Raw genomic sequence first — 20,109 nt, 5'->3', positions numbered from 1 at the left:
GCGGCCAGCGCATGCTAACCGGCCGGGCCCCGGCGGAACCGGCCGGGACCTCGCTCACGGCTCGAGGACCCCGCGCGAAAAGCACAGGGGCCCGGGAGAACCCGGGCCCCTGCACCTCGCGCACGCCTCACATGCGGAACATGTGACGCCGGATCAGGAACGGATCAGGACGTCGCCACCGCGAAGACGTGCATGTCGCCGCCCTGGGTGGTGGCGGGCAGGGTGACGCTGGCCAGCTGCTTGCCGGCCTGGAGGGTGATCGGGGCCGAGGCGAAGACCTCGGTGCCGACCGGGTCGACGCTGCCGCCCATCACGTCGCGGTAGGTGGTGTGCACCGCCACGACGTTGCCGAAGGACGGCTGCTGCGAACCGCCGCCGAGGGTCCAGTCGCTGAAGCCGATCTGGGCCTGCTCGGTGGTGCCGTCGGTGTACGTGAGGGTGACCGTGCCGGTGGCGGAGCCGTCGCTGGCGCTGCCGAGCAGGCTGAGCCGGGTGTGGCCGGCCGAGGTCGCCTGCACGTCGAGCACCTGGTCACCGCCGCCGACCTGGATGTTGTCGGGGGCGCCGGGGGCCACCTGCGGCCAGGTGAAGTCGAAGCCCTCCGACTGGATGCTGCCACCGGGCGTGACGCCGGCCGCGGCGAGGGCCTTGGCGGAGTAGCTCCAGCCGCCGCCGTCGAAGTTCGCCGCCGGGTTCTGGTCGTCGGCCGAGATACCGGCGTTGTTGACGTACCAGGTCACGGTGCCCCGTACGCCCACCGTCACCGACAGGGTGGTCTTCGGCGCGGTGTAGCCGCCGGAGGTCAGGGTCAGCGGGACGGTGTAGACGCCCGCCTTGGTGTCGGCCGCCGCGGACACCGAGAAGGTGCCGGAGGCCGAACCGTCGCGGGGGACGGTGATGTCACCGCTGGCCGGCGTCACCGTGATGCCGGCCGGCGCGGCCGCGCTCCAGTGCACCGGGACCTTGGCGTCCCCGATCGTGGAGAGCTTCAGCTTCCCGTCGACGGAGTTGCCCGGCTCGACCTTGACCTGCGCCGGGTCGGTGGCGGCGAAGAACGGCGCCTCACCGTCGCGGAAGGACGGCGGCGCGTCGTTGGCGGCGCTGCCCCAGGTGGTGTTCGGGGTGCTGCCCAGGGTGTAGTCCAGCGTGCCGCCGGTCTTGACGAAGGTGGCGGGCACCCACGGCCGGTCGGAGGTCTCGCCGTTCTTCTGCAGCCCCTCGACATAGATGTTCTGCGCCGAGGCCTGCGGGGCGTTGATCGTGATGGTGCGGCCGGAGCCGGTGTGGATCACCGCGTGCGGGAAGAGCGGCGCGGAGAGCACCATGTCGGCGCGGCTGGGCACCTGCGGGTACATGCCCAGCGCGGAGAAGACGTACCAGGACGACATGGTCCCGGCGTCGTCGTTGCCGGGGATGCCGCCGGGCGTGTTGGTCCAGAGCTGGTCCATCTCGGCCCGCACGGTCTGCTGCGTCTTGTACGGGGCGCCGAAGTAGTCGTAAAGGTACGGCGCGTTGATGTCGGGCTCGTTGGTCGGGTCGTAACGGGTGCCGTCGGCGGCGGAGAAGTCGAAGGTGCCGTCGGGCTTCCGGAAGAAGGAGTCGAGGCGGGAAACGGCCGCCGCGTTGCCGCCCATCGCCTGGGCCAGGCCCGCGATGTCGGAGTACACCATCCAGGTGTAGCGGGCGCTGGTGCCCTCCACGAACCCGTTGCCGGTGTCCGGGGTGAAGTTCGCGCCGGCCCACGCGCCGCTGGAGTTGCGGTCACGCATGTAGCCGCCCTGCGCGGTGGCGTTGGGGTCGAAGACGTTGGTCCAGTTGCCCGAACGCTGCTGGAACTGCTTCTGCAGGTCGCGCTGGCCGAGCTGCCCGGCCAGTTCGGAGATGCCGAAGTCGGCCGCCGTGTCCTCCAGGGTCTCGGCGGCGCCGGCCCAGCAGTGGCAGTTGTCGGCCGGCACGTAGCCGAGCGTCAGGTACTTGTCGAGGGCCGGCCGCTCGCCCACGCACTCCACGTTGCAGCCCGCGCTGTCGGAGTCGTTGGCGGTCGGCACCGTGGCGGCGTTCACCAGCGAGGCCAGGGCGCCCTTGGCGTCGAAGTCCTGCCCGCCGAAGGCGTAGATGCCGGCGAGCGCGGCGTCGGAGGGGTCGCCGGACATGATGCTGGTCTTGCCGTTCTCCAGCAGCCAGCGGTCCCACTCACCCCCGCGCTGCTGCGCGTAGTTGAACAGGGACTGGGCATAGTCGCTGCCCGCCCGGGGGTTCAGCAGGGTGAGCAGCTGCACCTGCGCGCGGTACTGGTCCCAGCCGGAGAAGGTGCCGTACTGGGCGTGCTGGCCGGCCGCGAGGGTGTGGGTCTTGCGGTCCCCGCCCAGGTACTGCCCGTTGACGTCGCTGGTGAGGGTCGGCTCCAGCATCGAGTGGTACAACGCGGTGTAGAACGAGGTCCGCTGATCGGCGGTGCCGCCGCCGACCTCGATCTTGCCGAGCGCGTTGTTCCAGTCCGCGACCGCGGCCGACCGGACGGAGTCGAAGGTACGCTGCGGCGGGTTCTCGGCCTGCAGGTTCGCTTCGGCGTTGTCCGCGCTGACGTAGGAGATCGCCACCTTGACCTGGACGTTGTGCGTGTCGGCCGGGAAGGTGACGTACGCGCCGGAGCCCTTGCCCCGGTTCGGGTTGCCGCTGGAGCTGTAGCCGGTGCCGCCGGTCGCCGTGGTGGAGCCGGGGGCGAGCGTGCTGTCCGTCCAGGTGCCCACCTTGGCGAACGGCGTGTCGAAGTGGGCGGTGAAGTACAGGGTGTAGACGTCGTGCCGGTTGTTGGCGCTCTGCGGGCCGCAGAAGTTGCCGGCGCTGACCGAGCCCGTCACCGTCTGGGTGGCGGCGTTCACGCTCACCGAGGCGGCGGCGCTGCCGCTCTCGGAGTTGGACGTGCGCAGCAGCATGCTCGCCGGCTTGTCCGCCGGGAAGCCGAACTCACCCGTGCCGGTACGGGCGGTGGTGGTCAGCTCGGCGCTCGCACCGCTGTCCAGCCCCACCTTGTAGTAGCCCGCCTGCGCGGTCTCGTTGGCGTGCGAGAACGTGCTCGCGTAGGTGGTGTCGCCGGTGTCCGAGCTGGGCGAGGAGGTGACGTCGCCCACGTAGGGCATGATCGGGATGTCTCCGTTGGCCCCGGAGCAGCCGACCCCGTTCAGGTGAGTGAGGCTGAAGCCGCGGATCCTCGTGGCGTCGTAGCGGTAGCCGCCGGGGGCGGGGGTGGAGAACTGGTTGCCCGTCGAGTTCTGCGGGCTCCAGGCCAGCATGCCGAACGGCACGACGGCGCCGGGGTAGGTGTTGCCCGCGTTCGAGCTGCCGATCAGCGGGTTGACGGAGGACGCCGGAGCGGTGGTGCCCGCGGCCGAGTCCGCCGAGGCGGGGCCGGCGGTCAGGCCCATGCCCAGCAGTGCGGTGGCCGCGGCCGCCAGTACGCCAACGGCTTTGCGCCCCTGACGGGTTCGGCGGGTGCGGTACGGAGGTCTGTCTGACACGAAATATGCCCTTCCTGGCCCGACAACGTTGTCAAACGCAAGGGATGCTTCCTTGCGTGAGGTGGGGTGTCAAGAGGTGGGGACTTGTGGTGGGCTTTGTGCGCGGTCCTGTGCGCGCGGGACGGCTCGGCGGCGCGGCCCTTACGCCGGAATGGTCCCAACCGGCGGTCCTGAGCGCGGGGTTCGAGCCGATCTTCCGGTCCGCGGCCGAGCGCGCGCCCTCCGCCCTCGCCGGCGGGTAGGGCACGGGCTCCTCCGTAGGATGCGCTGCGGTATGCCAACAGGAGGGGAAGCACAGTGAAGAGACCGATGCGCCGGGCGGCGCTCGCGCTGGCCGCGGGCATGGCGGCGCTGGGGACAGTGGGGACAGTGGGAATCGGCAGCGCGTCAGCGGCTCCGACGATCACGGCCCCGACTGTGGTGGGGACCATTCAGGAGGCGGGCAAGGGGGTGCCGGCGTCGCTGAAGCGCGGTCAAACGGTCTACCTGACGATGTACTACCGGCAGGAGTCGCGCGACACCCTGGTACCCGAGTCGTTCGGCCTGGGCCTGTTCAACATGAAGGCACCCGGCCAGGGGCAGCTGCGCGGCATCTCGGCGACCTGGTGGAACCAGGTCACCCACCGCTGGGAGAACGCCGGCCAGTACGCACCCGAAGGGGACCTCCTTTTCTCGCTCCCCAACACCCCCAGGGTGAAGGTCGCTTCGGGAACCCTCGCCCACGTCTACGTCCGGATCACCTTCGGCCGCGCCGCCTTCGCCGGGCAGTGGCACTTCATACCGCGGGTGAACGGCTACACCCTGCTCACCTCGAAGGGCGTCCAGGACTGGGCGAACCTCGACGAGACCAGCAGGAAGCAGTACACCTCGACGCTGCGCTGAGCGCGCGGAAGTCCGGGCCGGGGACTTCGACGGAGGGCCCCGGCCCGGACCTCTGGGTGCGGACGTGCAGTCGTCCTCCGTTACGTCACGACGTGAGGTAGCACGCCTTCGCCACGTTCGGCAGCGGGTCGCCGCCGAAGGCGGCGTTGGTGCAGGGGGCCTGGCCGGTGACGGTCCGGTAGGCGAAGTCGCCGTCGGCGCCGTAGGCGATGGTGCGGGTGCCGGTGACCGCGCAGGTGGCGTTCTCCGCCGCGCACGTCACCGGGTAGCCCGGCGGCGGCCCGGTGCGGGTGTAGCAGTTCTTCCCGACCAGGTAGATCGGGTCGACGCCGAGCGTGTCGTCGTCGCACGTCGTGGTCCCGTTCGACGTGCCGTACCAGTACGAGCCGTTCGCGCCGAAGGCGATCGGCTGCACGCCGGTGGCCGCGCAGCCGTTGTGCTCGCTCGCGCAAAGGCTCCAGCCGCCGCCCGCCGGAGCGCCGTCCGGCGCGGTGTAGCAGCCCTTGACGGTGTTGAACAGCGGGTCGTCGCCGAAGGCGTCGTTGGTGCAGGCGACATGGCCGGTGACGGTCTGGAAGCGGAAGGCGCCGTTCGCGCCGTAGGCGACCTCGCGGGTGCCGGAGACCGCGCACGAGCCCTTCTCGTCGGCGCAGCGCGTCCAGCCGGCCGGGCCGCCGGCGGGGGCGAGGTAGCAGGACTTCAGGACGCCGTGTGCCGGGTCGGCGCCCCCGAAGCCCGCCGCGCCGCAGGTGGTCGTCCCGCTCACCGCCTTGAAGAGGTACGCGCCCGCGCCGTACGCCATCACCTGGGAGCCGGACGGCGTGCAGCTGCCGCCCTCGGCCGCGCACAGGGTGTAGCCGGGCGGCAGGGGGTTGCCGGCGGCCGCGGCGTTGACCGACGTCGAGAAGGGGGTGGGCGCGCCCACGGCGGTCGCGGTGATCGTGTGGCTGCCCGAGCCGACGCCGGTCAGGCGGACGTAACCGCCGTCGGAGGAACCGCCCGTGACGCCCGGCACGGAGTGGAAGGCGCCGCCGCTCCACACGGTCTGGCCGTCGACCGCGACGGTGACCGCCGCGGAGCCGTAGGTGGGCACGCCGACCGTCCCGGTGGCGCCGGCGGGCGCGGTGAGGGTCGTGGCGAGCGTTCCGGCGGAGGCGTCGTAGTCCCACGAGCCGGTCACCGTGCCCTGCGGCAGGGTGATCGTGCCCTCGGCGTGGGCGAGGTCCCCGGGGTGCGGCGCGAAGGAGTAGCCGCCATTGCCGGTCGGCGCGAGGCCGAGCACGGAGAAGGTCAGCGCCGAGGTGGGGCCGGTGCCCCAGCCGTGCGCGAGGCTCATGTAGGTGCCGCCGTAGTCGAAGGAGCCGTCGTAGCGCAGGCCCTCCCAGAAGGTGCTGCCGGTGCCGATGGGGCTGTCCAGCATGCCGCCCCACTCGCGGCGGATCAGGGTCAGCCCGCCGAGGTCGTCGTCCGCGGTGAAGTGCGCCTGGACCTCCATCGAGCCGGGGAAGGTGCCGATCGCGCCGTCCTTCTCCGGGGTGTTGGCGCCGTGGTCGTTCCAGCGGGCGGTCAGGGCGCGGGAGATGGCGGTGTCCTTGGCCGGGCCGTCGGTCAACCCGTACCAGGAGGCCAGGGAGTTGCCGTCCTGCGGGTAGAGCCCGCTGGTGGGGTTGTCGCGGTAGAGGCCGACCGCCGGGTTCCACAGCCGCTGGTTCGCGGCCGACTTCAGGGTGGCGGCGCGCTGCTGCCACGCGGAGGCGTCCGTACTGTCGCCCTCGGCGGTCGCGAGGGCGGCGCCGCCGGTGAGCGCCTTGTACAGCAGCGCGTTGGCCTCGATGTTCTCGCCGCCCTGGCCGCCGCGCGCCCAGTCGCTGGTCCCGGTGACGTTGAGCAGCCCGGTGCCGTCGATCTTCGCGGTGATGAAGCCCATGCCGCGCTGGTACTGGCTCCAGACCGAGTCCAGCCACGCCTTGTCCGCGGAGTACGTGTAGTACGTGGCGGTCCCGATCAGCGCCCAGGTGTGATAGGTGTCCGAGCCGTAGAAGTTGAACTCGGGGCCGCCGTACTCCAGTTCACCGGACGAGCTCTGGTGCTGGTAGAGCGTGGTGAGCGAGTTGCGGGTGGAGACCAGGTCGCCGGTGGAGACGTACGCGGTGGGCAGCGAGACACCCATGTCGCCCGACCACACCGAGCGGTCCCGCTTGGCGCCGTCGACCAGCACGCTGGAGCCCACGCCGACCACGCCGTTGTTCTCCCAGCCGGACGACGGCGGGGGCCACACCCGGCCCTGTGCCGGGTCGATGGTGTCCATCTGCACGGTGTACGCGCCCGCGTACCAGATCCGGTTCAGCTCCGGGTCGCTGGAGTAGAAGTAGTTGGCGTACGCGCGCATGTCGCTCGCCCCGGCGGCGCCGGTGAAGGCGAGCGAGACGCCGTTGACGTCGACCCAGCCGGAGGAGTCGAGGAAGAGCGTCAGGTAGCGGAAGCCGCCGCGGAGCTTGTCCGCGGGCATGGTGTACGTGCCGGCGCCGCCGACCGTGGCGTAGATCGCGCCGTCCGTGCCGGTCCCGGAGAACGCGGCGCCGCTGCTCAGGTCGCTGACCGGCCCGACGTACTGCGAGGACTCGGTGAACGCCAGCCCGATCCGCTGCCCGGCGCCGCTCGCGCCCGCGAAGCGCAGCGTGACCAGGCCGCCGACCTCCTTGCCGAAGTCCAGCACCAGGTAGGAGTTCGCGCCGGAGATGCGGGTCGAGCCGCCGGAGAGCACGTTCGCCGCGCCGCTCACCGAGCCCGAGGTGCTCTGCACGGCGACCGGCGCGACCGTGCGGCTGCCCGGCGCGAGGATGTACGCGTCGCCGGCGGCTTTGCCCACGGGGGCTCCCGCGGCGGTGGAGGACACCGGGGACGCGGACGAAGCGGACGAAGCGGGGGCTGCGGAGGAGAAGGCCGGGGACGTCAGGCAGAAGACGGCGGACACGGCCGCCGCCACCGAAACGATCCAGGTGCGGCGGCCCCGGCGCGGGACCCACCGTGGTACGGACGAGCGGGAAACGTTCAAAGCGCCACACTCCTTGGGGGCGGAGGGCACACCATGGGGGAATGAAACGATTCACTCACGCGGTACGTACGCGACCGTAGGAGAGGGCGTCGACAACCGTCAAGAGCCCCGGCGCAAAGGGGAGTCGGGTCCGGCCGCGGTGGCGCTCAGGTCACTTCTCGCGGCGCGCCGGCCGGCGGGTCATCGGTGCGGCCACCGGAGCCGGTGGGGGTGCCACGGGTCGCGGTGCCGGACCGGGCTCGGCGGCCGCGGCCGGGCGTGCGTCGCCGGGCCGGGATCCGCGGGATGCGATGGCGCAACGGTGCGGCTCGCCGGGTACATGCCTTCCTCGGAGTACCGGGTGGCGGCAATGACATCGACCGTCTGCTCGTCGGTGAGGGACTCGGAACCGGGGACGTGCGGAACGTAACCGATCAGGGTGTTGTCGCGCAGCACCTCGGCGTCGAGCCCGGCGGCCCCGCCGACCGTCCACAGCGCCTCGCTGCCGTCGGGAATGATCACGCGGATGCCGAATTCGTACAGTCCCTCGTCGGCCCGGTGCGCCATGACGCCGCGCCCTCGCAGAGCGGACACCATGCGGTCGATGCGGTCGGATTCCATGCCCGGAAATCCTCCTCTGCGGACTGCCTCGGCACCCGCCCCGACGTGAGCACCCACCACCCTGTCGCTTCCACGGTACTGCGGTGATCCCGGCCCGCTCGGCCCGCGATCCGCTCCGGCCGGCCTCCGGTCGGCCCTCGATGCGCGGCTCTGCCGGTGCTGCCGCCGCAGTCCCGGGAGCGGTACGTTTCGCCCATGCCCGATTCACCGGTCCGCGTGCCCGACCTCTCGTCCCGCCCTCATCGGGTATCGGCCGAACGCCTCATGGGCGCGTCGGCGGCCGCGCTGTACCTGGCCTGGACCGAGCGGTTCGACCTCTGGTTCGCGGCTCCCGGTTCCGTGCTGATGACCGGCGAGGTCGACACCCCGTTCTTCTTCGAGACCGAGTTCGAAGGCGCACGTCATCCGCACTACGGCCGGTTCCTCCGGCTGAAGCGGGATGAACTCGTGGAGTTGACCTGGGTCACCGGCGCGGGCGGCACCGAGGGAGCGGAGACCGTGGTCACGGTCGAATTCGCCCCGGAGCCCGGCGGCACTCGGCTGCGGCTCACCCATGCGGGCTTCGCGGACGAGACCTCCCGGAACAGGCATCAAGAGGCTTGGCCGCTGGTGCTCGAGCAGCTCGATCAGCGCACGGGCCCCTCCGCCTGAGGCCACGAAGCGCCGTACGACGCCGCCGTACGACTCGATCCCGCGGGTGACCCCGCTCCGGACCGGAACCACAGCCGCCGTACAGGTGAATCACAGGTGTCCTGTCGGTGACAGAACAGTGACGGAGAGCGGACGGTTCCGCCGAGTCGCGGTTTTTGGATTGATGGCACAGCCGCTTGTGACCTCCCCGGCCAGTGGGGGTGGGTGGGAGGTGCGGCCTGTGCGACCGTCTCTTTCCGGCTGCCCTCGGGCGGCCTGTTCCCAGGGGGGAATCCCATGTCTGTTTCTGTGCCCGAAGCTGCCGCGCGGCGGCGCCGACTGACGCTTCGCGCCGTGACCGGTTCCGTCACGCTCGCGGCCGCGTTGAGCGTGCCGGCCGCTGCGGCGTACGCCGACGGGAACGCCACGCCCACGCCGACACCGTCGGTCTCCACGCGGCCGACCTCGGCCGCGGACAAGGGCGGCGGCGGGCAGGGCCCGGTCATTTCGGTGCGGTGCGTGGTGACGGTGCACCAGAACATCGGTGCGGGCACCGCGGCGCTGATGAGCATCAGCCCGACGGGGCCGTCCGTCCTCTTCCAAGGGTCCGGCGAGAAGGGCGTGATCCCCGGTCTGTCGCTGGACCGCAAGCACCCCAAGCTGCTGGACAAGGGCTTCACCGCCGAGATCCTGCGTCCCGACAGCTCCCGGCCGCAGTTGCTGACGAACATGGAAGGCGGTGGCCACAAGGCGTCGATCAGCGACTTTCCGCGACTGCCGCAGGGGTGCGGTTTCCTCTACGCCACCAGCGACGGCACCTCGGCCGGTCCCGCCCCGGCCGGCCCGCACCAGACCGAGGTCGTCCCCCGGGGCGCCGTCGCGGCCGGCTACCAGGCGCCGGACGGCGGGCACGGGACCCTGCTGGCCGTGGGCGGCTCCGCCGCGGCCCTCGGTGCCGCCGGCATCGCCTTCGTCGCGGTACGCCGCCGGGCCTCCGCCAACCGCTGACCGCTGACCGCTGACCACTGACCACTGACCACACCACCACCACCACCGGGCGGCCCCGCACACCGTACGGGCCGCCCGGCGCTCCAGGAGCCCGCCATGCACATCCCCGCGGTGCCGCGCATCCGGCCGCGCCTCGTCCTCCTGCTGCTCGCCCTGCCCCTGAGCGCCCTCCTCATCGGCTGCGGCGGCGGTCGTACCGGCACCAGCACCCCCGCGAACCTGCCGCCGGCCGCCTCCTCGACAGCCCGACCCACGCCAGGGACGGCCGAGGCGATGCCGCCCTCCGTGCCCGTCCGCGTCACCATCCCCGCCGCGGGAGTCGACACCGGCCCGCTGCTCCGGCTGGGCCTGAACACCGACGGCACGCTCCAAGTCCCCTCCACCGACCGGGCGGACCGTATCGGCTGGTACACCGGAGCCGTCACCCCCGGCCAGATCGGCCCGGCGATCCTCGTCGGCCACCTCGACAGCGTGAACGGCCCGGCCGTCATGAGGAACGTCACCCGTATCAAGCCGGGTGACCGCATCACCGTCCTGCGCGCCGACGGCACCCGCGCGATCTTCTCCGTGACCCGCCTCCAGCAGGTCGACAAGGCCCACTTCCCCACCGGCCAGGTCTACGGCGACACCGACAGCCCGCAACTGCGCCTGATCACCTGCGGCGGCACCCTCACCCACGGCCACCACCCGGACGACATCATCGTCTACGCCGCTCTCGCCGGCCGGCAGTGAGAGCCTCCCGGCTCCTGGCAGGTCAGAGCGTCGCGCCGCCGTCGACGACGAAATCGGAACCGAGCGCGAAAGCGGAGTCGTCCGAGGCCAGGTAGACCACCGCGGCGGCGATCTCCCGCGCGGTGCCGAAGCGGCCCGCCGGGATGCCGGCCCGGATGCCCTCCATGGCGCTGTCGTAGTACTCGGCGGGGATGCCGAGCTTGCTGTAGAGCGGCGTGTCGATCACACCGGGGCTGACGGTGTTCACCCGCACCCCCCGGCCGGTCAGCTCACGCGACAAGGACGGCGCCAGCGACGCGAGCGCGGCCTTCGTGGCGGCGTAGGCATTGGCACGATCGAAGCCGCCGTGGGCGCTGTTGGACCCGGTCACAATGACCGACGCCGGGCTCGCCAGATGCGGCAGCAGCGCCTGGAGCAGGAAGAACGGGCTCTTGAAGTTGATGGTGAGCTGCCGGTCGAAGGTCTGCTCGTCCCAGTCCTCGAACGGCTGCCAGATCGAGATGCCGGCGTTGAGGAAGACCACGTCGAGCTGTCCGAAGGTGTCGGCGACCGTCCGCGCCAGGCGTCGCTGCGCGTCCATGTCGGTCGCCTCGGCCGCCACCACGGTGACCTGGTCGCCGAGCTCGGCCTGCGCCTTCTTCAGGTTCTCCGGGTTGCTGCCGGTGACGATCAGCCGCGCGCCCTCGGCGAGGAACTGCTTGGCCGTCTCCAGCCCGATGCCCGTGGTCCCACCGGTGATCAGGGCCCGCTTGCCGTCCAGTCGGTTCATGATCGATGCTCCTTGCCGACGCCAGCCGGGTGAGTTGAGTGACTTACATTTGAACGGTAGGACGGCCCCGCATACGAGTCAAGTCACTCACCTTGAGCCCTTGCGTGCTCGGTCCTGACGACGCGGTTCGGTTTCTCGTCGACAGCGGACGAGGTGGTCGCAGATGGGGACCTGACCGGGAAGACGGCGGTGGTGACCGGCGCCAACTCCGGCATCGGAGTCGAGACCGCCCGGGCTCCGGCGGCGGGCGTCGAGGTCGTCCTGGCCGCACGGCGGCCGGAGGCGGCAGCCGCCGTTGCCGAGGGCATCACCGCGACCACCGGCACCAACGCTGGGCGCGTCGAACGCCCTGCGCCTTTGGGACGAGGCGGTGGAACTCCTCCCCTGAGCGGGCATCCGGTCCGGGCCGGAAGGTTCGGAAGGTTCAGGAGGTTCGGGGGTGCTGCCCGGGCCGGGTCCGGTGGTACGTGCTCAGGAACGCAGGGAGGGTTCCGGCCGGTAGCGGGCCAGCATGGTCAGGACGGCTTCGTCCACCACGTGATACATGGCCGGCTCGTCCATGTCGAAGTCGACGAGCAGCAGGCGGGGCCAGAAGATCTGATCCGCGATCATGCCGAGGAACTGGCCCGCGGCCAGGTCCGGATCTGGGATGTGCAGTGTCCCGGCATCGTGTTCGGCCGCGAAGTAGCCGTGCAGGCCCGACAGGAAGACTTGCCGGCCGAGGTCGCCCTGCATGCGGCCCAGTTCGGGGAACCGACTGCTCTCGGCGATCACGATACGGAACAGGGCCGCCATGCCGGGGCGGGTCAGCAGGCAGGCGTAGTCACGGCCGATCTTCGTGAGGCCGGCCTTGGGATCGCCGGGCTCCGGCAGGTAGTCCCACTGGCTCTCCAGTTGCCAGTACTGCGAGACGATCGCCTCGAAGAGGGCCGACTTGGTGGGGAACCGCTTGAACAGCGTCGCCGTGGAGACACCGGCCTGCTTGGCCACCTGGGCCAGCGACGTACGGTCGTACCCGCACTCCAGGAACAGCCGCGTCCCGGCGGTGAGGATCGCCGCGCGCTTTTCCTCCTTGACGCGCTGGTGGTACGAGGCATTCGTCGCGGCGGACGGTTCCGGTGTCATCCCGTCTCTCCCCTTCCCGCCGCCCTTCGCCGTAACGTACGACCCTATCATGAGTCGAGTGTCTTACGTTGGGCCCTCGCGTCATGCCCTCTTCCCGCTGCCCGTGCTGAACGGGGATGAGCAGCAAGAGGCGTCTCCCGGCCGTCCTGCAGAACCGCTGTCTGGACGTGCTGCGACCAGCACGTTCAGGTACGTGTCCTGCACGAACACCGGGTTGCGCGTCCCCCTACAGCGCCTGTGACCTGCACTCTCGCCCTTCTGCGGGGAGCCGGCCGGGCCCGTGTCCGTACGGACCGGTGGCAGGGCGGGCATCCGCGCCGGTCACTCGCTGAGCGCGGCGACGGAGGCGGCGACGCTGGCGACGAGCGCCCGGCGCTCGCGGACCCGGCGGTCCGCGTCGTCCTTCGCGTCGGGATCGAGGCCGCGGATGGCCGGCGCCACGCTCTCCCAGGCGTTCGCCGAGGCCAGGACCAGGAGAATGACGTCGATCACGCCCCACTTCGACGTGTCGACGGCGATCACCTCCTGCAACTGGCCGAGCTTGGTCCGATACGCCTCGATGTCGGCCGCGGAGGCGTCCTGTCGCTCCAGGCGCCGCCACATGGTCAGCCGCGCATAGCCGGGATGGGCGGTCAGGTAGTCGTAGATGGCGCCCGCGTAGGACGGCAGGTCCTCGGGCGTGAGGGGTACGGCCTCGATCATCTCCAGGTGCCGCTGCGTCAGGACGGCGTCGAACAAGCCTTCCTTGGAGCCGAAGTAGGAGTAGATCGCCTGCTTGCTCGCCCCGGCCTTCGCGGCGATGCGGTCGACACGTGCGCCCGCCAGACCGTATTGGACGAACTCCTCGAAAGCGGCATCGAGGAAGCGTCGTCGCATCGCAGCCGAATCGTACGCCATATTGTCACCCTACCAGACTGACTAGTCGGTTTGACTCTCGCGGAGATGCGGGGCTAGATTTCCTTCCGACTAGTCAGTCTGATTCACAACGCGAAGCAACCGACCCGACGCCGTGCGTGACCGTACGCATCCGCCGGAAGGAGACACCGTCATGAACCTCACCGACTTCCGTACCTTCGGCCGGACCGGACTGCGCGTCAGCCCGATCACCCTCGGCACGATGAACTTCGGCGACACGAGCTGGGGAACCAGCTCCGAGACCGCCGAGGCGATCATCGACTGCTACCTGGAAGCCGGCGGCAATGCGCTGGACACCGCCAACGGATACACCGGGGGCCGCTCCGAGGAGACGATCGGCGGCTACCTCGCCCGGCGGCCGGGGCTGCGCGACCGCATCGTCCTGGCCACGAAGTTCGCCGGCAACATGTTCCCCGGCGACCCGAACGGCGGCGGCGCCGGCCGCAAGGCGATCGTGCAGCAGCTCAACGCCTCCCTCGGGCGGCTCGGCACCGAATACGTCGACCTGTACTGGCTGCACAACTGGGACCGTCACACTCCGGTGGAGGAGACGCTCGGGACGCTCGAGGACCTCGTGCGGGCCGGAAAGATCCGCTACATCGGCCTGTCCGACACACCGGCCTGGGCCGTCTCGCGCATGGCGACCATCGCGGAACTTCGGGGCTGGAGCGCCATCGCCGGCATCCAGGTCGAGTACTCGCTCCTCCAGCGCACCGTGGAAGGCGAGCTCTTCGGCGCGGCACACGCTCTCGGCCTCGGCGTGACGCCGTGGAGCCCGCTCGCCGGCGGCGTCCTGTCGGGGAAGTACACGCGGGAGAACCAGACGCCCGCGGACTCCGGGCGCGCGACGCTCGGCCCCTCGAACCACCTGTCCGAGCGCACATTCGGCCTGCTGGACGAGCTCGCCGCCATCGCCGAACGGCTGGGCGCATCGATTGCGGCCCTCGCACTCGCCTGGGTGCGGCAGCAGCAGCCGGTCACCACCACCATCATCGGCGCGCGCACGATCGAGCAGCTCGAATCGAATCTCGGATCGCTCACCGTGGAGATTCCCGACGACGACCTGGCCGCGCTCGACGAGCTGACGAAGCCGGAACTCCCCTTCCCGTTCGCCTTCCTCGACGCGACTGCCCTGAGCTGGCAGCAGGGAGGTACGACGATCAACGGAGTCACCTCGCGGCCGTACAACCGCTGATCGGCCCGATCCCAATAGCACGTCGAGAGCCCGGGGGAGGAATTCCCCCGGGCGACCCGGCCGCTAGGCTACGTCCAGAAAGAATTTCTCGTTCTCGCCGCCATTGGCGTTGATCTGGCAGTTCACCGTTCCCCCGGGGCCGGTGGCGGAGGTCACCCCACTACCGGTCACCATGCGCAGGAAGATACCCGGGAAGGCCACCGACTCGAAGGAGAACGAACCGTCGGCCTGGGCGCGGGCATGGAACTTCTCCCAGGGGCCGACGCCGTATTGACAGTTGACCGTGCCACCTCCGGCCATGGTGGTGGGGACCCCGTTGCCGTCCATGCGCAGGAACACGTTCGGGAAGGCCGCCGACTCGAAGGTATACGAACCATCGGTCTGCGGGTGGACCTTGTACGTCGTCCATGGACCGGTGCCGTACTCACAGTTGACCGTCCCACCTCCGTTGTCGGTGGCGACGGTCACCCCGGTGCCGTCCATGCGCAGGTAAATGTTCTGGAAGAACGTCGATCGGATGGTGACCGGCGTATTTCCGAGCGTTGCGAGGTCAGTTGCCGATAACGGCATGATGGCCTTTCTCCTTCTTCCGACTGTGCGTGTCGTGGACGCGGTCGGGGCCGGCGCCGCAGCCGATGGTCTTTGCGGCGCCGGATACCGGGAGAGCGGGATGTATTCCGTTCAGCACTTACGGCGCAGGACGGCGGGACTCTTGCGGACGGAGCCATGTGATGTCGCCGGCTCCGTGACCCACTTCCCGCGAAAAGGATCCTGCCGAATGGCAGGACAAAGCGGTGCCCCAGCCGCCATGCATGCTTTCCGCCCCCTTGTATATTCCTGCCTCAGCAGGCCCCAAAACTCACTGTATTCGGGCGGGCACAGTCTGTCCAGACCCACACTTCGGCAGCGCCGTACGGGAGCGTCGTATTGATCCGGTGATACCAAGGCGCGTGGCTCGAATACTCACTCCGAATGGCCGAACGCCATGGCGAACACGTTCAGTCGTCCCGAGTAGCCGGACGGCAGCACGACCGAGGCGATGGTCTTGGACGCGTCGACCGGCACCGTGACGCCGAACACATAGGTGCTCGTCTGCTGCGGGCCGGAGGCCAGGTTGCGGTACGACATCTTGGCCGCGACCGTCTCGCCGGCGAGCAGTTGGTCCTGGTCGTGGTGCATCGTCCAGTCGCTCACGTGCAGCGTGTACGGCTGCACGGTCCCGTCGGTGTACACGAGTTGCCCCGTAGCGGTGATCGGGCCGCCGGACCCGGCGGTCGCGAGGATGGCGAGAGTGCCGGCGTTCCCCGGCGCCGAGAGCTGGATCGCCTGACCCGCGGCCACGACATCGTCGGGCTCTCCGATCGCGCTGGTCGGCCAGGTGAGCGCGGCACCGCCGACCGCGACGGGTGCGCCCGGCGTCAGTCCTGCCGCGGCGAGGGCGTCCCGGGACAGGCTGTTGTGGCCGCCGTCGAGGTTACCGACGCTCCGGTTGGCGTCCGGGCTGGTGCCGACCGTGTCGAAGAGCTGCGACAGGGAGCTCGCGGCCACCTGGTACTGCGCATTGGTGAACGTGGTCAGGGCGCTGCCGCTCCCGGCGTTGCCGGACCAGTCGGTGGTGACCGTCACCGGATAGCTGCCGGGCTTCGTGCCCGACGGCGCAGTGATCGTGAGCGTGGCCGTCGCCGAGTGGCCGGGAGCGAGCGCGGGAAGCGTGGCCGCGGGTACCGGCCACGGCCCCTTGGCGCTGATCGTCACGTGGTTGGCGGCGGTGTTGCCGGCGTTGGTGAGCCGCACCGTCATCGTGCCCGTGTCGCCGGCGGAGCCGGGCGTGGACGTGACGCCGGTGATCCGCACGTCGGCGGTGTGGGCCGTCGCCGAGCACGGAGAGACCGGAGTGCCGGAACCCGTGGCCCAGTCGCTCGGCCGGTCCCCGAGGTCGAAGTGCACAGTGGCGCCGTTCTCGATCGCGCTGTGGCTGATGACGCTGGTGTGCACGGGCGTGTTGTTGAGCGTCAGGCCGTCGATGTAGCGGTTGGACGCCGACGCACCGGGCGCGTCGATCACCAACTGCGAGGAGTGGTACCACGGTTGCCGCAGGTGCACGACGGCGTGCGTGAACAACGGGCTCGTCAGCGTGTACTGGTCGGCGCCGGCGAAGAACGGGTACAGCCCGAGCGACGACAGCACGTACCAACTCGACATCGTGCCGAGGTCGTCGTTGCCGGTGACCCCGGTGGGGCTGGTGTTGTAGAGGGTTTCGGCCGCGCGCACGACGTCCTCGGTCTTCCACGGCCGGCCGAGGTAGTTGTAGAGGTACGGGGCCTGCAGGTCCGTCTCGTTGGTCGGGTTGTACTGGTCTTCGGCGCCCCACTTGGTGCCGGCGACGCTCGCGGGGTTCGCGGTGAGCTGGTCGTACGAGAAGAACTGGTCGAGCTTCGCGACCGTCGGGCCGACCCCGCCGAGCGCGTTCGCCAGCCCCGTCACGTCCTGGGGAACCAGCCACGTGTAGTGCCAGGCGGAGCCTTCCTTGAACCCGGTCTCGCTCGCCGGATCGAAAGGCGTGAGCCACGAGCCGTCCGGCCGTCGTGGCTGTACGAAGCCGGTCTGCGGGTCGATCACGTTCGTGTACCGCTGCGATCGGTCGAGGAACCGGCCGGCATCGGCGTTCTCGCCCAGCTTGCCGGCGTAGAGCGAGAGCGCGCAGTCGTTGACGCCGTATTCGAGCTGATCGGACACCGCCGTCGTGTAGTCGCCGGTGCTCCCCAGCGGTACGAATCCCTCGTTGAGGTACTCGGCGAGTCCGGTGCGGCCCTCGAAGGGTGTCTGCGAGGGGTCGGGGAGCCGAGTCGCGTTCTTGACCAGCGCGCCGTAGATCGGGCGAACGTCCTCGGGGCGCAGCAGGCCCTTCAGGTACGCGTCGGTGAGGAGGTTCGCCGCCGGGTCGCCGACCATCTCGTTCGTGTAGAACTGCGCGTACGGCCACTTCGGCATCCAGCCGCCCTGCTGCGCGTCCTCGAGCAGGCTGTGCGCCATGTCGGCGACGCGTTCCGGCGCGACGAGGTCGAGGACCTGTTGCTGTGCGCGGTAGGTGTCCCACATGGAGAACGCCGTGTAGTGCGCGTGTCCGACCGACTCGTGGTGCACCGCTCCGTCGAAGCCGGTGTAGTCGCCGTTCGCGTCGGAGTACACGTTCGGGTCGAGCAGCGAGTGGTACAGCGCCGTGTAGAACGTCGACTGCTGCCCGGCGGTGCCGCCCTGGATCTCGACACGCGACAGCAGTGCGTTCCATTGCGACTCGGCGGCCGTGCGGACGCCGTCGAAGTCGAACCCGGTCGTGCCTTCGGCAGCGAGATTGCCGCGCGCGCCGTCGAGCGAGACGTACGAGATGCCGACCTTCGCGACGACGTCGTGGCTGCTGAACGACAGGTACGCGCCACTGCCCGCGCCGGTGGCGGACGCCTGGCCCGGCTTGACGGTGGTGCCGCTGCCGGTCGCGAACGAGCTGAACGGCTGGTCGAACTGCATCGAGAAGTAGACGGTGTAGTGGTTGTAGCTCTTGGACGGGCAGGTGTTGAAGTATCCGTACGTACCGACGGACCCCTCGACCGTGTGGTCCCCGACAACGTCGATGCTCGCGGTGGACACGCCGCGGAATCCGCCGCCCGGGCTCACGAGCACGCCGGGCGTGGAGCCGCTCGGGAACGTGTACCGTGCCCAGCCGGTGCGTGTTGTCGCGGTGAGTTCCGAGTGCACACCGGCGAGGTCGACGGCGTACGAGCCCGGGTGCGCGTCCTCCGTGGCGTGGTCGAACGTGACCTCATTGGCGTGCGGATCAAGCGACTTCACGCTGCCGGTCAACGGGAGCGACGTCACGTCGCCCATGGCGGCACAGCCCGGCCCGGACAAGTGGTTGAGCCCGAACCCCCACGTCTTGGGATTCGTGTACTCGTAGCCGCCACCCTCGGCCGATTCGGTGTTCGGGCTGAACTGCACCATGCCGAACGGCAATGCGGCACCGGGGTACGTCCCGCCACCCGCCGCGGTGCCGGCCAGCGGCGCCACCAGGCCGGCCGGATCGGCCGGGGCAAGGGTCGCCGCGTCGGCAGCCTCGGGAACGGCCGTCAGACCGGCGATCACGAGCGCCGCCGTGACCATGACCCGAATGGGATGAACGTTCAGAATTCGCCGCCGCATCGTGCCCCTCCCGCGCGCCACATCGGCTATGACATCGTTGTCAACGCTTCAGGGAACTTACTGTGACGGCCCGCCCAGGGCAAGGGGGTTGCCCGCACCCGCCGGACGGGCGGGCACCACCGGCCCCGGGCGATCCGTCCGATGCTCTGCCGGTCAGGGGTTGGGCTGCACAGGTACGCGGTCGACGTCCGGGGCCGGCTCGGGGGTGTGGTGGGCGGTGCCGTCAGCAGTGCGGTCGGCCGTGCGCAGGATTCCCGCGGCCGCGGCGGTGACCAGGCAGAGCAGGGTCAGCAGCAAGAAGGTGTGGTTGAGGGCCACGAGGTGGGTCAGCCATCCGATGACGGCTGGTCCGGCGAGCATGCCGAGGTAGCCGAGGCCGGCCACCCGGGAGACGTTGGCGCCGGCGGCCGCGGGGTCGGCGTGCCCGGCGGCGCTGAAGAGTTGCGGGACGCAGCCCGAGAGCCCGAGGCCGAACAGCGCCCAGCCCGCGAACGCGGTCCAGATCCACGGGGCGAAGGCCGCGATCGTGATGCCGGCGGCGGCGAGGACCGCGCCGTAGCGCAGGATGGCCATGGCCCCGAAGCGGGCGGAGAGGCGGTCGGCGAGCAGTCGGCCGATCGTCATCGCGGCTGCGAAGGTGCCGTAGCCGACGGCCGCGACGCTCGCGGGGGCGCCGAGAACGTCCTTCAGATGCAGGGCACTCCAGTCGTTGGCCGCCCCTTCGCACAGCATCGTCATGAAGGCGAGTACCGCCAGGATCCAGATGCCGCCGCGCGTGCTGCGCCGCTTTGCGTCCCGCGGTCGAGCTTCTTGTTCCGCCTCGTCGGGCGAGGTGGCGGTGGTCTGCACGGTGGGCATCAAGCTGCGCGCCGCCACGAGCGCGACCAGGAGGCCGACGGCAGCCGATACGTCGAGCGTGACGGCCAGGCTCATGCCGGCGCCTGCGGCGCCCGCGCCGAGGACCGCCGCGATGACGCCCCCGACGGAGAAGGTGGCGTGGAAGGAGGACATGACGGGCCGTCGGTACGCCTTCTCCACGTGTACGGCGTGGGCGTTCATGCTCACGTCCAGGCAGCCGTTGGCGAAGCCGAAGACGAGCAGGGCGCCGGCCAGTGCCCAGGGACCGCGGGCCAGCCCGGGCAGCACCAGGGCCGCGCTGCACAGGACCCCGGCGGTGGGTACGACAACCCGTGCGCCGAGCCGGTCGGCCATGGGGCCGGCCGTCTGCATGCCGGCGAACGCCCCGGCGCCCAGCAGCACCAGCAGTCCCCCGAGCGTCGCGTGGCTGACGCCCACCCGGTCCTCGACGGCGGGGATGTGCACCACCCACGTACCCATCAACGTCCCGGACAGGACGAAGTAGACGAAGGTCGCCGCCCGAGCGGCCCGAAGCGATCGTTCCATGCGAGCACCATAACGAACAGGTTCGATGTTTGAAAGGTGCCAGATCGCACAGATTGCATGTTCGTTTTGAGGGGTGCTTCAA

14 protein-coding genes are annotated in these 20,109 nt (G+C 70.4%); 5 read left to right on the top strand and 9 right to left on the bottom strand.

The genetic code is table 11. The annotated features are described in order from the left end of the window. Positions 1-164 precede the first annotated feature (164 nt). The gene (locus ITX44_RS16680; RefSeq protein ID WP_205358231.1) at positions 165-3,425 is read right to left on the bottom strand and encodes a GH92 family glycosyl hydrolase; all 3,261 of its coding nucleotides are present in this window, start codon (positions 3,423-3,425) and stop codon (positions 165-167) included. Between the two features lie 390 nt (positions 3,426-3,815). Here ITX44_RS16680 and ITX44_RS16675 point away from each other — a divergent pair, with 390 nt between their 5' ends. Next, a complete protein-coding gene (locus ITX44_RS16675; protein WP_205358023.1) occupies positions 3,816-4,400 on the top strand; it encodes a hypothetical protein in 585 nt (194 codons plus the stop codon). 85 nt (positions 4,401-4,485) lie between these two features. On the opposite strand, the gene ITX44_RS16670 is transcribed toward ITX44_RS16675, so the two are convergent. Both ITX44_RS16670 and ITX44_RS16665 read right to left on the bottom strand, forming a co-directional pair. Then, positions 4,486-7,269: an alpha-L-rhamnosidase-related protein gene (locus tag ITX44_RS16670; protein WP_307795305.1), complete on the bottom strand. Its 2,784-nt coding sequence runs from the start codon at positions 7,267-7,269 to the stop codon at positions 4,486-4,488. A 366-nt stretch (positions 7,270-7,635) separates the two neighbouring features. Next, a complete protein-coding gene (locus ITX44_RS16665; protein WP_205358022.1) occupies positions 7,636-8,055 on the bottom strand; it encodes a hypothetical protein in 420 nt (139 codons plus the stop codon). Positions 8,056-8,250: 195 nt separating this feature from the next. Between ITX44_RS16665 and ITX44_RS16660 the strand changes: the two genes are divergently transcribed. From ITX44_RS16660 to ITX44_RS16650, 3 genes are all read left to right on the top strand, one after another. Next, positions 8,251-8,706, top strand: a complete 456-nt coding sequence (locus tag ITX44_RS16660; protein ID WP_205358021.1) for an SRPBCC family protein — start codon at positions 8,251-8,253, stop codon at positions 8,704-8,706. A gap of 333 nt (positions 8,707-9,039) precedes the next feature. Next, entirely contained in the window at positions 9,040-9,693 is a 654-nt protein-coding gene (locus ITX44_RS16655; protein WP_205358020.1) for a hypothetical protein, read from the top strand. 96 nt (positions 9,694-9,789) lie between these two features. Further along, positions 9,790-10,425: a class F sortase gene (locus ITX44_RS16650; RefSeq protein ID WP_205358019.1), complete on the top strand. Its 636-nt coding sequence runs from the start codon at positions 9,790-9,792 to the stop codon at positions 10,423-10,425. Positions 10,426-10,447: 22 nt separating this feature from the next. Here the strand turns inward: ITX44_RS16650 and ITX44_RS16645 are convergent, their stop codons facing one another. The 3 genes from ITX44_RS16645 to ITX44_RS16635 all read right to left on the bottom strand — a co-directional run bounded on the left by ITX44_RS16645 (position 10,448) and on the right by ITX44_RS16635 (position 13,216). After that, complete coding sequence (locus tag ITX44_RS16645) at positions 10,448-11,194, bottom strand: SDR family oxidoreductase (RefSeq protein ID WP_205358018.1); 747 nt, start codon at positions 11,192-11,194, stop codon at positions 10,448-10,450. A 471-nt stretch (positions 11,195-11,665) separates the two neighbouring features. Beyond that, positions 11,666-12,319: a TetR/AcrR family transcriptional regulator gene (locus ITX44_RS16640; protein WP_205358017.1), complete on the bottom strand. Its 654-nt coding sequence runs from the start codon at positions 12,317-12,319 to the stop codon at positions 11,666-11,668. Positions 12,320-12,640: 321 nt separating this feature from the next. Beyond that, complete coding sequence (locus tag ITX44_RS16635; protein WP_205358016.1) at positions 12,641-13,216, bottom strand: TetR/AcrR family transcriptional regulator; 576 nt, start codon at positions 13,214-13,216, stop codon at positions 12,641-12,643. Positions 13,217-13,367: 151 nt separating this feature from the next. Between ITX44_RS16635 and ITX44_RS16630 the strand changes: the two genes are divergently transcribed. Further along, complete coding sequence (locus tag ITX44_RS16630; protein ID WP_205358015.1) at positions 13,368-14,429, top strand: aldo/keto reductase; 1,062 nt, start codon at positions 13,368-13,370, stop codon at positions 14,427-14,429. 63 nt (positions 14,430-14,492) lie between these two features. On the opposite strand, the gene ITX44_RS16625 is transcribed toward ITX44_RS16630, so the two are convergent. The 3 genes from ITX44_RS16625 to ITX44_RS16615 form a co-directional block, all read right to left on the bottom strand. Continuing rightward, positions 14,493-14,999 (bottom strand): fascin domain-containing protein, encoded by a 507-nt coding sequence (locus ITX44_RS16625; RefSeq protein WP_205358014.1) that lies wholly within the window; start codon positions 14,997-14,999, stop codon positions 14,493-14,495. A 393-nt stretch (positions 15,000-15,392) separates the two neighbouring features. Continuing rightward, a complete protein-coding gene (locus ITX44_RS16620; RefSeq protein WP_205358013.1) occupies positions 15,393-18,584 on the bottom strand; it encodes a GH92 family glycosyl hydrolase in 3,192 nt (1,063 codons plus the stop codon). Between the two features lie 192 nt (positions 18,585-18,776). Next, complete coding sequence (locus tag ITX44_RS16615; protein ID WP_205358012.1) at positions 18,777-20,027, bottom strand: MFS transporter; 1,251 nt, start codon at positions 20,025-20,027, stop codon at positions 18,777-18,779. Positions 20,028-20,109 lie beyond the last annotated feature (82 nt).

Origin of the sequence: Actinacidiphila acididurans (assembly GCF_016918855.1) — a bacterium.
In the GTDB taxonomy this organism is placed as follows: domain Bacteria; phylum Actinomycetota; class Actinomycetes; order Streptomycetales; family Streptomycetaceae; genus Actinacidiphila; species Actinacidiphila acididurans.
Note: the sequence above shows the minus strand (reverse complement) of the source record. Positions and strands in the feature narration are given on the sequence as shown.

Excerpts from the sequence above, each read along its gene's own strand:
- ITX44_RS16680 (WP_205358231.1), bottom strand. The coding sequence starts at position 3,425 with ATGGGCCTGACCGCCGGCCCCGCCTCGGCGGACTCGGCCGCGGGCACC.
- ITX44_RS16665 (WP_205358022.1), bottom strand. The coding sequence starts at position 8,055 with ATGGAATCCGACCGCATCGACCGCATGGTGTCCGCTCTGCGAGGGCGC.
- ITX44_RS16660 (WP_205358021.1), top strand. The coding sequence starts at position 8,251 with ATGCCCGATTCACCGGTCCGCGTGCCCGACCTCTCGTCCCGCCCTCAT.
- ITX44_RS16650 (WP_205358019.1), top strand. The coding sequence starts at position 9,790 with ATGCACATCCCCGCGGTGCCGCGCATCCGGCCGCGCCTCGTCCTCCTG.
- ITX44_RS16645 (WP_205358018.1), bottom strand. The coding sequence starts at position 11,194 with ATGAACCGACTGGACGGCAAGCGGGCCCTGATCACCGGTGGGACCACG.
- ITX44_RS16640 (WP_205358017.1), bottom strand. The coding sequence starts at position 12,319 with ATGACACCGGAACCGTCCGCCGCGACGAATGCCTCGTACCACCAGCGC.
- ITX44_RS16635 (WP_205358016.1), bottom strand. The coding sequence starts at position 13,216 with ATGGCGTACGATTCGGCTGCGATGCGACGACGCTTCCTCGATGCCGCT.
- ITX44_RS16630 (WP_205358015.1), top strand. The coding sequence starts at position 13,368 with ATGAACCTCACCGACTTCCGTACCTTCGGCCGGACCGGACTGCGCGTC.
- ITX44_RS16625 (WP_205358014.1), bottom strand. The coding sequence starts at position 14,999 with ATGCCGTTATCGGCAACTGACCTCGCAACGCTCGGAAATACGCCGGTC.
- ITX44_RS16620 (WP_205358013.1), bottom strand. The coding sequence starts at position 18,584 with ATGGTCACGGCGGCGCTCGTGATCGCCGGTCTGACGGCCGTTCCCGAG.
- ITX44_RS16615 (WP_205358012.1), bottom strand. The coding sequence starts at position 20,027 with ATGGAACGATCGCTTCGGGCCGCTCGGGCGGCGACCTTCGTCTACTTC.